Annotated in this window: 13 protein-coding genes; all 13 read right to left on the bottom strand. The window is 27.4% G+C overall.

The genetic code is table 4. The annotated features are described in order from the left end of the window. Positions 1–21: 21 nt before the first annotated feature. On the bottom strand, positions 22–1,320 hold the full coding sequence (gene purB / locus MCOLE_RS00425) for an adenylosuccinate lyase (protein WP_100670510.1): 1,299 nt from the start codon (positions 1,318–1,320) through the stop codon (positions 22–24). A 17-nt stretch (positions 1,321–1,337) separates the two neighbouring features. Further along, positions 1,338–2,627, bottom strand: a complete 1,290-nt coding sequence (locus MCOLE_RS00420) for an adenylosuccinate synthase (protein ID WP_100670508.1) — start codon at positions 2,625–2,627, stop codon at positions 1,338–1,340. A 213-nt stretch (positions 2,628–2,840) separates the two neighbouring features. Then, the gene (locus MCOLE_RS00415; protein ID WP_100670506.1) at positions 2,841–3,509 is read right to left on the bottom strand and encodes a hypothetical protein; all 669 of its coding nucleotides are present in this window, start codon (positions 3,507–3,509) and stop codon (positions 2,841–2,843) included. Between the two features lie 50 nt (positions 3,510–3,559). Beyond that, entirely contained in the window at positions 3,560–4,909 is a 1,350-nt protein-coding gene (locus tag MCOLE_RS00410) for a M17 family metallopeptidase (protein ID WP_100670505.1), read from the bottom strand. A gap of 54 nt (positions 4,910–4,963) precedes the next feature. Then, a complete protein-coding gene (locus MCOLE_RS00405; RefSeq protein WP_100670503.1) occupies positions 4,964–6,307 on the bottom strand; it encodes a M17 family metallopeptidase in 1,344 nt (447 codons plus the stop codon). A 91-nt stretch (positions 6,308–6,398) separates the two neighbouring features. Next, the gene (locus tag MCOLE_RS00400; RefSeq protein WP_100670501.1) at positions 6,399–7,745 is read right to left on the bottom strand and encodes a M17 family metallopeptidase; all 1,347 of its coding nucleotides are present in this window, start codon (positions 7,743–7,745) and stop codon (positions 6,399–6,401) included. A 9-nt stretch (positions 7,746–7,754) separates the two neighbouring features. Beyond that, a complete protein-coding gene (locus MCOLE_RS00395; protein ID WP_100670499.1) occupies positions 7,755–11,354 on the bottom strand; it encodes an ABC transporter permease in 3,600 nt (1,199 codons plus the stop codon). Positions 11,355–11,378: 24 nt separating this feature from the next. Then, positions 11,379–11,645 carry a preprotein translocase subunit SecG gene (gene secG, locus MCOLE_RS00390; protein ID WP_100670497.1) on the bottom strand — a complete coding sequence of 89 codons (267 nt, stop codon included), beginning with the start codon at positions 11,643–11,645 and terminating at the stop codon, positions 11,379–11,381. Positions 11,646–11,715: 70 nt separating this feature from the next. Beyond that, on the bottom strand, positions 11,716–11,952 hold the full coding sequence (locus MCOLE_RS00385; RefSeq protein WP_100670495.1) for a helix-turn-helix domain-containing protein: 237 nt from the start codon (positions 11,950–11,952) through the stop codon (positions 11,716–11,718). Positions 11,953–12,010: 58 nt separating this feature from the next. Beyond that, complete coding sequence (gene whiA / locus MCOLE_RS00380; RefSeq protein WP_100670493.1) at positions 12,011–12,964, bottom strand: DNA-binding protein WhiA; 954 nt, start codon at positions 12,962–12,964, stop codon at positions 12,011–12,013. A gap of 20 nt (positions 12,965–12,984) precedes the next feature. Then, positions 12,985–14,403 carry a prolipoprotein diacylglyceryl transferase family protein gene (locus tag MCOLE_RS00375; RefSeq protein ID WP_100670491.1) on the bottom strand — a complete coding sequence of 473 codons (1,419 nt, stop codon included), beginning with the start codon at positions 14,401–14,403 and terminating at the stop codon, positions 12,985–12,987. 27 nt (positions 14,404–14,430) lie between these two features. Beyond that, positions 14,431–15,366 (bottom strand): thioredoxin-disulfide reductase, encoded by a 936-nt coding sequence (gene trxB, locus MCOLE_RS00370; RefSeq protein WP_100670489.1) that lies wholly within the window; start codon positions 15,364–15,366, stop codon positions 14,431–14,433. After that, entirely contained in the window at positions 15,350–16,960 is a 1,611-nt protein-coding gene (locus MCOLE_RS00365; protein ID WP_100670487.1) for a prolipoprotein diacylglyceryl transferase family protein, read from the bottom strand. The genes trxB and MCOLE_RS00365 overlap by 17 nt, the downstream gene beginning before the upstream one ends. Between the last annotated feature and the right edge of the window lie 3 nt (positions 16,961–16,963).

The following is a 16,963-nucleotide window of genomic DNA, read 5'->3' as shown; positions in this document are numbered from 1 at the left end:
TTTTGTCTTTATAATATCAAATTATTTATTTAATGTTCTATTATATATTTTTTCAACATTCCTAATAAAGTAGTTTATGTTAAAAATTTCATCAAGAACACTTATATTTTGTAAATATTTCCCTATGTTGTTATTTATTAATGATTGTTTAAAATCAATTTTATTATTCATTGTTTCAAAAGTACACTTCTGAATAAAGTCATATATTTCTTCTCTTGATTCATCGCAGTTAATTAACAGATAATTAAGTATTGGTTGACTATAAAAAACATTGAACTGACAATTTATGTGTTCTAACATTTTGTCTTCATCAATTACTAAATCATTAAGTGTTTCATTTAATCTTTCAAGTGTATAAACCAAAACATTGAATACATCACTAAATATGATCCTTTCATTTGAACTATGTGATATGTCTCTTTCATGTCATAAAACATTGTTTTCAAACGCAGTATTTGTAAAAGATCTTAAATATCTTGAAAGTCCTGTTATGTTTTCAGAACTAATAGGATTTTTCTTATGTGGCATTGAGCTTGAACCTTTTTGATTTGGCTTAAATCCCTCATGTCATTCTTGAACTTCACTTCTCTGAAATAATCTAATTTCAGTTGCTATTTTTTCAAGCGTAGAAGCAATATTTGCAAACACACTAATTAAAAATGCATGTCTATCTCTCTGAGTTACTTGTGTTGAAATGTTATCAATTCCTAATCCCATTTCTTGAGCAACAATTTCTTCTATCTCAAATTCTAAATTTGCATAGTTACCCATTGAACCTGATATTTTCACAACTTCAATTTGCTCTCTTGCTAAAGAAAATCTTTTTATTTGTCTTTGTATCTCATCAAATCATAATAAAAACTTTAAACCTAAGGAAGTTGGTTCACCATAAATACCATGTGATCTTCCCATTGTTAATGTTTCTTTATAAAGTATAGCTTTTTCTCTTAAAGTATTTTGCAAACTATTTAGTGACTCTAAAACTATTTCATTCGATTGTTGAATCAATTTGTTTTGAGCAGTATCAACAATATCAGTTGATGTTAAACCAAGATGAATTCATTTTTTTTCAGCGCCTAAAGTTTCAGATATAGCTCTAGTAAATGCAACAACGTCATGACGTGTTTCTTTTTCAATTTCTAACATTCTTTCAATATTTATTTTTGCATTATCATTTATTAAATTGTATTCATTTTTAGAAATCACATTCAATTTCATTCATGCAAAAGTCACTTTTTTTTCAACGTCCAATCAAACGTTTAATTTGTTACTTTCATTTCAAATCTGTTCGATTTTTTTCACTGAATATCTTTTTATCATATTAAACCTAAATTTCCCTACATTATTTCTTTTGTTATTACAGTTTGCAGTCTATCTGGACCAACTGAAAATCCAGTTATTTCAATTTCACAAATTTCTGAAATTTTATTTAAGTATTTTTTCGCATTTGATGGCAAATCGTCAAAAGATTTAACTTGAGTTATATCCTCTTTTCATCCTGGCATTGAAATATATTTAGCTTCACATTTTTCATGTTTTAAACTTGTTGCAGGAATATAATTAATTTCTTTACCATCTAAAATATATTTATCACAAATCATTAATTCATCTACACCTGATAATACATCAAGCAGTGTTATGAATAAATAATCGATTCCAGAAGTTCTGATTGCGTGTTTTAAAGCTACTAAATCTAATCAACCAACACGTCTTGGTCTTTTTGTGTTTGAACCATATTCATGTCCACGCTCTCTAATTCCATCACCAATTTCGTTTAATAATTCAGTTGGAAATGCTCCTGCGCCAACTCTTGTTGAATATGCTTTAACTACTCCAAGAGTATTATTAATTAATTTATGAGATATACCAGTACCTGTTGATGCATTATTTGCTGATGTATTTGAACTTGTAACATATGGATAAGTTCCATGATCAATATCTAAAAGAGCACCCTGTGCACCTTCAAATAAAACTTTTTTACCATCTTTAATAGCTTTTTCAACAAATATTCCTGTGTCAGTAATGCAATCTTTTATTACTTCATAAGCTTTCATTAATTCTGAATATGTTTTATCAAAACTAATTGAATCAACATTAAACATTTTATTTAAAAACATCATTTGATAATCAAAAATTTCTTTAAAAATTTCTTTAAAATCTTTTTCTTCTATGTCTGCTATTCTAATACCAAGTCTAGCTGCTTTATCTTGATAAGTTGGACCAATACCTCTTTTTGTTGTCCCAATCTTTCTAGCGCCTCTGGCTTCTTCTTGAGCACCATCAATTAAAATGTGATAAGGAAGAATTAATTGCGCTCTATCTGAAATTAAAAGTTTACCTAGTTTAACTCCACTTTTTTGAATTGTTTCTAATTCTTTAACTAAGTTAATTAAATTAACAACACACCCATTACCAATTACACTTGTGACTTCAGGATTAAAAATTCCTGATGGTATGATTGTAACTTTATGTTTTTGACCGTTAAAATTTATAACATGACCAGCATTATCACCACCCGCAAATCTGACAACCACATCTGCTTTTTGTGCAAAATAATCTGTCATTTTACCTTTACCTTCGTCACCTCATTGACTACCAACAACTACTAATGAATTTATTTCTCTCATAAAAAATCCTTTTCTAAATAAAAAATAATCTCATGCACTTTTGCGCAAAATGAGATTATTTTTGTATTACTTGAGTTATTTTTGATATTCTTCTATTTATTTTTATTACATTGATAAGAACCTTCATTAATAACTCCTTTATCTTTAAATTACTTTTTAATTATATATTAAAATATTTATTATATAAAATAGTTATTTATAATCCTGTTAATTTTATTTGTTCTTTAATTTATTAATTTCTTCTTGTTGTTCAATAACAACATTATTTAGTTTTCTTAATGCATTATCAAAAAATAAAATTAGATTAGACTGTAAGACAGATAGAGAAACAATTCTATCTTTTCTTTCCTCATTTGGCATTTCAGTTTTTTGCAAGAATTCCATTTGCTTATTATATTCAGTCATCCCTGCTTGTAAACTTTGCAAAATATTTGGAAGAGCAATTTTATTAAAATCTAATTCCGTAAAAATGTCAGGTCTTGCTAAATCTTCTTCAGTTGCATAATCATTTGTATCAAATTCAATTGACTCTGTTCTAAAGAACACATTATATACTTCAACCAGTTTTTCTATATTTTCCAATCTAATTGGTGTTGATAGATTAGTACCATTGATCTCAATTGGTTTTAAATTTTGAGACTGAGTAATTCCTAAATTCCCTTTAAATATTGCGTAAACATCATCATGAGATAATTCTTTATTTTGTAAATCAACAATTACGGTAGCAGATTTATCTTTTGGTAAGCCAAAACCTAATAATCTATTTGGTTGATTAATATCAGGTCTTAAAACTAAGAATACTATATCACCACTTAGTAGTGGGTTCATTTGTACGTCAACTAAATCTTTTGCATCGTAAAATGTTCATGTATTAATTTTCATATTTATTCCTCTATTTTCTTATTAGTTATTATATATCAAAAAATCAGTAATTATTTCTTAAGCATTTCAAACATTGTTTTAACAATATATCCTTGGCCTTTTAATCCAACTCTTACAACTCTTGAACAATCAATATGTAAGAATTTTTTATTTTCTGCAAAGAAAGTTAAAAAAGCCGCTGCTGTTGACCCACCTGGACCCTTATTACATGAATTAGTTAAATCTGCTAAAACTGAATCATTTTGTACTTGTTCTTTGTGTTCTTCAAAGATTGGTAATCTTCAAAATCTTTCTGTTGTATACTTTGAAGCTGTGCTTAGCTTATTTCACATTTCATCAAACTCTGTAAATACTCCTGACGCAGATTCACCCAATGCCATTGCAGTTGCACCAGTTAAAGTTGCAATATCATAAATAACATCTACATTTTTTTCTCTAATAGCATATGTTATACCATCTGCTAGAACCAATCTTCCCTCAGCATCTGTATTGTTAATTTCAACAGTTAAACCATTTTTTGATCTTATGATTGATTCAGGCAATACAGCTTTTTGACCAATTTTGTTATCTGTAAATAAACCAATAGCAACAAAATTAATTTTTGCTTTTGCTTCTGCTAATGCCATTGCAATAGACATAACAATTGCTGCACCAGTCATATCAAATTTCATGCCTTCAATAAACATTGTAGATTTTAAGTCATATCCACCAGTATCAAAACAAATCCCTTTTCCAACAAGTGCTACTTTCTCACCGTTTGGATTATTATTGTATTCCATTACTACAACATTTGCTTCATGATTTGAACCCTGATTTACTGCTAAAACAAGATTCATTTCTAAATCTTTTAATTCTTTATTTTTTAATACTTTTACTTTTAATCCTTCAATTTTTGAAGCATCTGATAAAAGTTTTTTACCATAAAAATCACTTGTTCCAATATTTGGTGGAAAGTCTTGTAAATCTCTAGCATAATTTACATATTTATTTTTTAAAATATTTTCTTCTAATAAGCCTTGCATTTCATTAGAACAATCAATATTAACTATGTATTGATTATTTTTAACATCTTTTTTATATGTTACAAAATTATGAGTTTCAAACAAAATAACATCGCATATCACATTAAATATTATTTCTTCTTTAATATCTTTAATTAGTTCAATAATGCTTTTAAAATCTATATTTGTGTTACCTTTAATTTGTTTTATAAAATCAGATAATCCTAATTTTAGTTGTCTTAAATACGACATTGAGTCTTTCTTAATTACCAAAAAATATGTTTTACTTTCACTAATAAAGGTTACAGACCCAGCCTTATCGCATATATTTTTGTTTTTTTCATTATTTGAAACAGCAACTAGTTTATATTCCAAATTTTTGTTATTTATTGTTATCATATATTCTCTTTCTATTTAAAAAAATCATAAGCGAATACTTATGATTATTTTTTGCTATTTTAAAACTTCAAATAATGTTTTAACCAAAACACCTTGACCACGTCCATCAATATCAGCTGTTCCAGCGATATCAAAGTGGATGAATGGTTTTTCTTCTGCAAATTCATTTAAGAATGCAGCTGCTGTTGAACTTCCTTCATATCCTTTAACGGCATTTGATAAGTCTCCTAATACAGCACCAGATTTAACTCTTTCTAAGTGTTCTTCGAAGATTGGCAATCTTCACATTCTTTCTCTTGTTTGTAATGAAGCAGCTTCAAAAGTATTTCATAATTCATCTTGATGAGTAAATACACCAATAGCTGAACTTCCTAAAGCAACTACTAATGCTCCTGTTAAAGTTGATGCTTCAATAATTTGATCAACACCTTTTTCTCTAATAGCATATGTCATTCCATCAGCTAAAACTAATCGTCCTTCTGCATCTGTATTGTTAATTTCAACAGTTAAACCGTTCATTGAAGTTAAAACTGATTCTGGTAAAGTTGCATTTTGACCAATTTTGTTATCTGTAAACATTGCTACAGCAACAACATTGGCTTTTGCTTTTGCTTTTGCCAACGCCATAGTTGTTGATAACATAATTGCTGCTCCTGACATATCAAATTTCATTCCTAACATTGATGCGGAAGGTTTTAAGTTATACCCTCCAGAGTCAAAGCAAATTCCTTTTCCAACTAATCCTGTTTTTGGTTTTGAAGAATCTCCACAATATTCCATAACAACAATTCTTGGTTCATGAGCTGATCCTGCATTAACTCCTAAGAATAGTCCCATTCCAAATTTTTCCGCTTCTTTTCTACCTAGAACAGTAACTTTTAATCCTTCAATGCTTTCTGCATCTTTTGAAATTTTTTCAGCGTAATATTCACTTGTTCCAATATTTGGTGGTGTATCTTGTAAATCTCTAGCATAGTTAATAAATTCTGTTTTTATAACTGCTGCTGTTTCTAATTCTGAGAAATCTTTTGATGTTTGAATATTAAATTCAACTTTGTTTGGTTTTGAATCTTTTTTAAATGAAATAACATCATGTGATAAGAATGAAATTGTTTCATAAACAGTATTGAAAACTAAATCTTTATTTTCTTCTCCTAATTGATTAATAATTGAATCTAAATCAATGTTTAAATTTTGTTTGTAATTTGCTAAAGCTGATTTTAAACCTGCTTTAATTTGTTTTATTCTACATCCTTTTTGTTTAATAACTAAATAGATTGTTTTATCTTCTGAAATAAATGTAACTGCTCCCGCACTGTCTTTGATAAACTCATTAGTTTTGTTGTCACCAACAGCAACTAATTTAATATCGTGATTTTTTTTATTTAATGTAATCATAAATATATACCATCTTTCTATTTAAAAAAATTATAGCACTTAATCCACTAAACAATAAGTAGTTAACAAAAGAAAAAAGTGGAAACCCACTTTATTTCAACATTTCAAATAATGTTTTAACCAAAACACCTTGACCTTTATTTTCTTTATCTGCTGTTCCTGCAATATCTAAATGTAAGAACGGCTTATTTTCTGCAAATTCATTTAAGAACGCTGCAGCATATGAACAATCCTCGTATCTCACTTTGCAAGCATTTGTTAAATCTGCTAAGGGAGCAGCATCTTTTTTAACTTGTTTTAAATGTTCCTTAAAAATTGGTAATCTTCAAAATCTTTCACCTGATTTTTCAGATGCTTTGCTTAATTCTTTAATTAATTCATCTGAATGAGAAAAAGCTCCTGTTGCATTGTGCCCTAAAGCAAATAAAACTGTTCCAGTTAAAGTTGAAGCATCAATAATTTGATCAACATTTTTTTCTTTAACTAGATAACTGATACCATCAGCTAAAACTAATCTTCCTTCTGCATCTGTATCATAAATTAAAACTTTTTTTCCACTCATTGATTCAATAACAGAATCTGGTAGAGTAGCATTTTGACCAATTTTATTATCTGTAAACATACCAATTGCTACAATATTGGCCTTTGAATTTGCTTTTGCTAATGCCATTGTTGCTGATAAAACAACAGCTGCTCCTGACATATCAAATTTCATTCCTTCCATATAATTTGAAGGTTTCAAGTTATATCCTCCAGAGTCAAAGCAAATTCCTTTTCCAACTAATCCTGTTTTTGGTTTTGAAGAATCTCCACAATATTCCATAACAACAATTCTTGGTTCATGAGCTGATCCTGCATTAACTCCTAAGAATAGTCCCATGTTTAATTTAGTTGCTTCTTTTCTACCTAGAACAGTAACTTTTAATCCTTTTATTCCTTTTGCATCATTAACTAATTTTTCAGCATAATATTCACTAGTTCCAATGTTTGGTGGTGTGTCTTGTAAATCTCTAGCATAATTAATTTGTTCACAAATAATTTTTAATTCAGAAATTAAGTTTTTAAAATCTCCGGTAAACACTAAATTATAATTTACTTCTTTTTCTGTTTTAGCAATTGATAAACCTTTGTGTGTTTCAAACGAAATTGTTTCAAAAATTGTTTTAATAATTGTTTCTTTTTTTGTACCTTTACATATTGTTTCAAAAGAATCTATTTCTATATCTATATCAAAATCAAAATTTGAAATAACAGATTTGATACCCGCTGAAATTTGTTCAGTAAATGTTTCTTCATCTTTTTTAAGAACTAAATAAACTGTTTTATCTTCTGATATTAAAGTTATTTGTCCTGGTTTATCTTTTATTAGTTTATTTTTAGAGTTATCTTTTACCGCTATTAATTTAATAGCTTTTTTTGTTTCATTTATTTTAATCATATTTTCTCCTTATTTAATTACTTCTTTTGGATTTTGTCTTTTCGTATATATTTTAATTGAACCTAATATTAATAATATAAAACTTGAAGTAAGAATTACACCATATAAAATGTAAGAATAACTTAAGACATATGTTAGTGAAATGCCGGCAGTTTCATATACTACAGGTGATAAGTAACCTATAATATATTTGTTTACTACAAGTGCTGTGATTAAGGCTCCAATTGCTGCTATCAGGTATCCAGTAACAAGATACTTGTTAATTTCTCTAGTTTTATATCCCAGAGACTTAAATAAAATAATTGTATTTTTATTTTCAAATAAAATCAGTGAAATCAAAACTAATGATATAGCTAAAACCATACCAACTAAAGACTGATCAAGTGTTCTCATAATATTTTGGAATGGAGCAGCTTTAGATAAAATTGCGTCTCTAATTAATCTATAGTTTCATACATCTTTAGAAAGTGAATTTAAATATAAACCATTTTTAGAACTTCAAAATTTATCTGGTGAGTCTACTTTATCTCAATAACTTAATAAATCTGTTCTATCACTTTGCATAGTAGTTGATTCTTCTTTAACTAAGTCGTAAACAAGTTTATTAGAAACTTTAGGTAATGTTAAATACCTTAGATTTACTGGTATATCACTTTTTGAAAATTGTGAATTATTTAAAATTTGATTTTCAATAGGGTCATTTGACTCTGATTTATTTATTATTTCATCTATTAGATTTTCATAACTTTCTCATTCAGATTTTTTTAAAACTTCACTATCATAAGTTTGTGTAATAAATGGTGTTGCTCTACTTTCAAGCGTCTCTTTTAAAACTTTAAAATAATCTGATTTTTCAAAATATATATTTTTAGTTAAAAGATCATCATTTCTTATGCCTGAAATGTAGATAGGAATTCTAACTTCTGAAATTTCATTTGTTTTCAAAGATTCTACACTCATTAACATTGTATGACCAGAACGCATTCCGTATCTGTCTGCTAAAGGTTTTGCCACTTCTACCTTTAATGCTGAAACTTGATTGCCGTTTGGCATTTTAATTTTTGTTATTGTGCTACCAATTGCAGCTGAATTTGATTCAGAAATTGTTTGAATATTATTATGGGGTTGTTGCTTACTTGCCGCAACAGAAGTTGCACTACCTCAAGTTTTCCCATCAGAAATATTGGAAAACTTCACACTTGAACTTCAATAGTTTTTGGTTCCAGGTATTATTACAGTTTTTCCAAACAACAAGTTAATTGGAAAAACTGATTCTTGTTCAATACCTAAGTCATCAAGATCAGTTTTTAAACTAAAAATTCTATCTTGTAGTAACTTATAGTATGTTCAAATTGTTTTTTGATTTTCAGAATTTTTTAATCAATTTAGTACTTTTTCTTTTTCTTGTGGTGGTATTTGTGAATTAATACTTATAGCTAATATTAACGGGTTAATAATTTTAACTTTTAGTTCCTCTTCAGTTTTTATTGATTCAGCAACATTTCAAATAAATTCTCCTGTTATCATGTAATTTGAAGCTTCTGCATAAAAACTATTTGAAACATTTTCAAATGACGTATTAATTATCATACCTATTAGACTTTCATAATCTGACACGTTAATAAGATCATCAATTTCTTTATAATCTGTTATTTGCTCAGTAGAAAAATCATAACTGATTTTCTTTTCACCTTTTTCATCAATCGAATAATTTGTTTTAAAATCTCACGAACTGCTTTGATATTTTATTGAAATTTCAGGACTAGCAAAACTAACCATTGAATTAGCTGATTTATTAACTGAGGTATTAAATTGGAAAGTAAATAATATTACCGTAAAAACTAAAGATAATATAATAAAGCAATAAATATTTTTTGCTATATTGGATAAAGCAAATGATAAACCAATTCTTGTTCTGCTAGGTAACGGAGTAATAATTTTTTTAGTACTCATAATAAAATTTGAAGGCTTTTTGTTTTCTTTAAATCTGTTTATTTTTGCTTTCTTACCAGATATAACAATAAAGTTATTAAGCATAAATATTCCAAATATTCCAAAAACAATAATTATTGTATAAATAAGTAATTTTCAAGTTAACATTACTTCTGGCCATGAAAAAGAATATGCTGTAGCTACTGATACTGCGAACATCTTGGCAATTGGCAGTGAAATGAATACAGAAAATATAAATGAAATTAAAATAGGAATAATTGCAGATATAGATGAAATTAAAGTCAATGTAACATTACCACAACCCATTGCTTTTAAATTATAATAAGTCTCTTTATTTAACTTTGAAAAATTTTCACACATAAAATAAAAAACAATAAAAATAATTAAAAGCAGACCAATTATAATAACTAATAAAATTTTTGAAAGCAAATTGTATGTAACACTATATACATCCGTTTTATAAATGTCATTTCATAAAGTACTTAAATAAGTTGATTTCAAATTGCCATTTTGATCTAGCTCTTTTGAATAATAAAAACCATCATTCATGAAATTAGATATATCTTCATTAACTTTTTTTATATTTTTATTTAAAATTGAATAACTTAATCTTTGGCTATCTAGTCTCAAATCATTTTCATTGTCACTAATTTTTCTATTATTACCTAATAAATAATAATATCCTTGTAAGCCAGTTGTCATTTTACCTTGATCATAATTCATTGTTGTTAAATAAGGAGTCATTATGGTACCCTTAACTAAAAAATCATATGAAGTCTCATTACGAAAAATTTTTATTGTATCTCCAATTTTTAAATTATTCAACTCTAAATATCTTGGGGTTGTATAAACAAATTGACCTTTATAAATTTTTTCTCTATCTTCAATTGAAAATTCAGAAGTAGGTTTTTCATTATAAATTTTAAAGTTACTTGCTTCATTAGGATTAAATTCAGAATATTTATTGAACTCTTCATCATTTCTAAAATTATCTCTATAATTTGGGTTTAAAGATAATGTAAGATTATTTTTAAACTGATCTTTAATATTTCATTCAACGGGGTGAGATCAAAATGTATATTTGTCTTTTAAACCATCATATAAGTAAAGCATATAAAGTTCGCTTGAAATCAATGATAAATTTTTATAAAGATCTTCATTAATTTGAATAAGTGTTTGTATATCAATAGTTAAATTTTCTGGTTTGTTAATTTTTGCTAAAGATTCCTGTTTTTTTTGTGATGAAGAATATCTAAATGTTTTAATGTTCCCCTTAAAATATTGACCTATTAAATCGATATATACATCAATGATTTCGTCATACTGAGCACCTATTTTATATTTTGTTTCTAAATTAAGATTGTTATAAATATAATTATTAAGCTTACCTTGTGCGTCAACTATGCTTCTGTCTGTTAATTTAATACCTTCATTGCTAACATAATTTTTACTAACTAAATTGTTTTGCACATATATTTGTCCACCATATCTTGATCGATGAGTATCTTTCATATTCATTTCAGCAAAAGTTATAAACGATAAAATACCAAGAATAATTCCCAATATAATTGTCAAAAAGATTATGAAAACAAAGTAAAGTATACTCTTGTTCTTATAATCTTTTCATGACTGTTTGAGGATTAATTTAAGTTTCATTTTAACTCCTTCTAAAAAGGTTATTTATAGATAAATATTAGTTAATATGCACGCAGCAAGTGCTACTATGAAAAATATAATACCTAATGTCATCATTCATGTAGATAAGGTTTTATCTAATCCACGTTCTTTTGAATTTGAAAATAATTCGTCATTTCCACCATTTAATGCACTTAATCCACTTTGAGAGTTTTTATTTTGAAATATACCAATTAAAATCATAATTATTGAAACTATCATAGCTACAATCTCTATAACTAAAACAATTATTTGCGCTGTTGATGAATTCATAAATTATCTCCTTTTTGTTTTTATTATATTTAATAATACTACATTTTATATTTCAATACTATAAAACCCACTATTTAGAGTGGGTTTTTAACAGTTCTTCAGGTTCTATTTCTAATCCTTCAACTATTTTTTGAAAAACTTTAATAGTTATATTTCTTTTTCCTCTTTCAAAATCGGAAATATAGTTTTTTGAAATACCACACCTAAAGCCAAGTTCTTCTTGACTTAGTTTTTTAGTATGTCTGATTCTTTTTAAATTTGCAGCAGCTATCAAAAGTAGTGCATTTTCATTTTCATATTTTTCCATCTTCTTTCCACCTTTTCCTTATCTCAATTAAACATTAAAAAAGTGGTTTTGTCCAATATTAAATTTTAAATTCTAAACTTAATTTTTCAATTATCTTAAATAAATTGCTTACTCCAGATTTTGTTATTTCATAACCGTTCTCGTTCATCAATTCTGTTAGCTCAGCATAAGACGCATTTGGATTTTGAATTCTAAGATCACAAAGATAAGCAGCTTTTTCAGAAAGCCTTTTTGTTGCTAAATTAGCTTGAATTTTACTTATTTGATCAATTTGCTTTAAACCAGCAGAAAGGGTTTTCTTTTCATTAGAAATATCAATATTATTAACTCTATTTACATTGTTTGAAACATCTCTCATAATTCTTTCATTTTCAAAATTCATGACAGCTTGATACGCATCAATAAATTTTAAGAAGTCAGAAACCATTATAGCTTTCTTAATATAACAAATAAATAACTTCTCATTTCTTTTTAAAATTTTAAAATCAAAACCATACTTGTTCATTAATGCAATAACGTAAACTGCTGACTCTTCATCTTTAAATTGTAATTCTAAATGATAATTAGTTGTTTCTGGTGAATTAACAGAACCTACTGCAACAAATACACCAGCCATATAAGCACGTTTTAATTTAGTTAATTCTTCTTTATCCTTTTGTTGTTTTAAAGGTTTAAACTCAATAACCTTTATTCCGTTTTCATCTCAAATATTTAACGATTTTAAGAACTCGGAAATTTTACCTATTAAGGTTATTTGAAATGTTTTATTTTGTTTTAAGGTTTGTGTTTGAGAAACTGAAATTTCAATATGACCATCAAACATTTTTTTACAAAGACCAAATATACTTCTAGCAATTTTATTACTGATTGATGTTAACTTTAATTTTTCATTACCTGAACTTCAAATTAAGTCACCATTGTACTTAATAAATCCTGCTAAAAAGGCTTTTCCTAGTTCATCATCAAAAGTGTGTGAAATTACTTCTTCTTTGACTGTTAATGCAAATGACATAATTTCACTCCCTTCTTATTTTAATTTAGTGAGAAATATTCTTTCTCATATAAATAGCCATTTTTCCTAATTAAACTTGGTAATCAATACTGCGAAGCAATCATTCCAATTAAACCTATTATAGATGATATAAGAATTAATGATAATGATAATGGCTTATCATACATAACAAATAAGTGATCATCTGGTCTACTTAATTCTAAGAAAAATCTTACAAAATTTCATGCAAAGAAATATGCAAAGCACTCAACTCCAGCTTTGGTTGAAATATAATCATTCAATTTATTAGCTTTATTAATCTCTTTTGGTTTTAAATATTTTTTTCTATCCAATTCCAAACTTATTAAATATTGTTCTTTTGCTTTTTCATCAATATTTCTAAAGTACGCTAAATTTCATATATCTCTTCCTGATTGAACTTCATCTGTAGATTTAATTCAAGGCATAAATCATTGTTTTATTGAAAATGATAATTTATAGTTATATTTTCCAGTTTCAACTTTTCAAGGTTTTTTGCTTATTCATTTTGTTATATTAGGAATAATGAAAGTTATTATTAATCATGCAGCTAATAAACTTAATGACTCATAAAGGAAAATTGGCGATAATTGAACTAAATCACCTTTGTTAAATGTAATGCCGTTAATGGTTTGAGAAGAATCCGCCCTAACCATTAAATTTCTGCCTATTCATTTTGGCAGTCAACCATAGTAATCATGAACATTAGTTCAATCAACTCCGTTGGACCCTAAATTTCATCCTCCACCATGATATGTAACAGCTACTGGTGCCCCCATAACTTCATGATTAAAGAAATTACCTCATCTACCTATAGCTTGACCTAAAAGTATATTAGGCACAATCGCATCTGCATAAACTAACATAGACGTTTTTGTTTTTCTGCCAACGAAGTAGAAAAGGATAATTCCTGCTAACAATCCTCCATATACTCCTCCGTGAATTGCCATGCCTGGCTCTCAAAATGCAAAAAGCCCTCAAAATCCAACGCCTCCAGCATTGACTCCGGGAGATTGCGCATTTAATTTACCAAAGAAACTTGCACCCATTAAAGATATAGGAATACATATAGCTATACCTATAGAAAGATGAATTACATCAAGTCCTTTCTTCCAAAACTTATACAAACTAAATAAAATTGCAACTAACATACCCATTGTCATTGCCATTGGGTAGATCGCTATGCCACCATATGATTTTGCTATGCCACCATAACTTATTTGGTCTTCCGCAAGACCGGTTGTAGAATTTGAAAAACTATCTTCCTGAGTTCAAATTACATTTTTTGTCGCTCAAAAAACAGAAAATAAAACTATTACAACAATGAATAATGATGCTCATAAACCAATTGAAATTCATTTTAGTTTATCTCTTTTAAAATCAAAAGAAATTTTATTAAATTTAAACTCTTTAATATTCATATTCAACTCGCCTTTCTTATTTATTCATTATAATTCTTGTACATAGTTAACAGCCATTTGACCAGCTAAAGCTCCATCACCAGCTGCGATAGCTATTTGTCTCAAAGGAACATCCCTAACATCACCAGCTATGAATAAACCTTTAACATTAGATTTTAATTTAGCATCTCCAGTTAAATAACCATCACTTTTATCTAAATTAAGATTTTCTAAAAATTGAGTGACTGGAGTTGCTCCAATATAAGGGAATAAGCCAGTTACAGGAACAGTTTTAACTTCTTTTGAAATAACATTTTCAATCTCAACTGATTCTACTTTATCAGTTCCGTTAACTTTTTTAACAACAGAATTCATTAAAAATTCAACATTTTCAAGTTGTTCTAATTTAGATAAAGTAACTGGGTCTACTCTAAAGTGATCTTTTCTTACAACAACATATAATTTACTTACAAATTTACTTAAATAAATTCCTTCTTCAACTGCTGAATATCCTCCACCAACAATTGCTACTGGGTTCCCTTTATGAAAGGCTCCATCACAAACAGCACAATAACTGACACCTTTTCCATAAAGTTGATCTTCCCCAGGTATTCCTAATTTATTCTCTAATGTACCAGTTGCAACTATCACACTTAAAGATTCAATTATTTGTCCATTTCTAGTAGTAACTGTAAATGTTTCATCATTTTTTTCTATTTTAATAACTTCATCATAAACAAATTCAGCTCCAAGATTAATTACTTGCATATACATTTTTAGTGCTAAATCTGGTCCTTTAATACTATCAAAGCCAGGATAGTTTTCAATCGTATCTGTTTTAACCATTTTTCCACCGGGTGCTTCTTTTTCTAAAATAATAGTTTTCATTCCAGCTCTAGCAGCATAAACCCCAGCAGTTAAACCAGCTGGGCCACCACCAATAATTAAAATGTCTTTTAAATTTTCGTTAGTATGTTTTTTCATATAACCATCCAATTTCCCTTCATTTATATGGAATAACAAATTGTGTCATAACAATTATAAACATTCCTATAATAATTATTAAACTTAAGACTAAGAAGTTAGCAACTACATGATTTGGAATCATGTATTCTGTTGCTTGTCTTTGAGTTTCTAATATTGTTCTAAGTATACCATAACCTAATATATATGAACCAGCAGAAACTCCACATCTTGTGACGATAAAGCCATTAGGGTTGTTTGCCTTTTCAAGTTCTTTTCCAAATGGATTAACACCCAAATATCTTTCACTAAATGAAAATTTATTTTTAAACTCAATTTGTTTTTCCTTGATTTTTTGTTTTTCCAAAGTGACGTTATTTTTATACTGCATTTTTAATTCTTCTTGTGAATTACGTTTTGTGAATTTATATTTTTTATTAAACTCAATTTTCATTTTTTCTAATTTTATATTAAATTGTTTTTTATCATTTTGATATTTTAAAGTAGCATTGTACAAGTCATTTTTTCACTCTTCAATTTGAGAAAATAATTTCTTGTTAGATTCATAATCTGGTTCAGTTCAATAATATGCTTTATTTCAGACGCTTTTTAAACTCATAGTAATTTCGTATTCATTGCCTTCTTCACTAACTTTTTTAATACGTTTATATTTTATTGGCGCTAATGTGTATCAATCCTTTAATTTATTTTCTGAGATTGATTTATATTTTGGATTGAATATACATGGGAATCCTTCTGGTGATAATGTTCAAGGATTATTTTTAAAATTACTTATCCTATTAATGTTTCTCACACCAAAAGTTATTACAATTCATAATATTATATTTCCAATCCCCTCAATTAAGAAAATTGGTTGTCTGAATACTATTTCTTCTTGCATAATATCTGTTAAAGTTCTTGATGTTGGAATTAAATTTCCTTCTACCATTTCATAAACAACTCAATTTTGTCCTCAATTAACGTTACTTGATATCATCAGTCATCAACCATCTGGTAATTTTTCGTCTATATCATTTATATTTCTAATATTTGATATATTTGGTAAATAAAATAATCTTTGCTTAATAAAATTTGGCATTCAAGAAATGCTATCGTAATTTATTGGATTACCAAGAATTTCTTGATTATACAAGTTACCTCATCTACCTAATGCATGACCCAATAAGACATTTACCAAAATTAAATCTAAATAAACTCACATTGAAATTTGAGTTACTTTGCTTCTCTTGTAAAATCATCCAAATCCTGCAGCTGAACCTAATAAAAGAGCTCCAAAAAATGACATACCTGGTTGTCAGAAAAAAAATACTTTATAAAAATTTGATCAACTCTGATAATTTGGCAAAAACACCTTCCCAAAAAAAGTACCACCTATAATTCCTATAGGCACTACTATTAAAATTCCTATTTCTAATTCTCTTAAAGGGATTTTTCTTTTATTCATTTGAATTACAGTTACTAAAATTACTAAGCAAATTCCTAAAAACATAAATACAGGATATGCAGGAACAAGACCAAAAAGAAGACGCATGTCTCCTGGAGATTTATAATTTAAATCAAGTCATCTATAATAATTTTCGTATGTTCCCCACATAAT

The sequence above is a fragment of the Mesoplasma coleopterae genome (assembly GCF_002804245.1).
GTDB lineage: Bacteria > Bacillota_I > Bacilli_A > Mycoplasmatales > Mycoplasmataceae > Mesoplasma > Mesoplasma coleopterae.
This window is presented reverse-complemented; position numbering and strand designations above follow the sequence as displayed.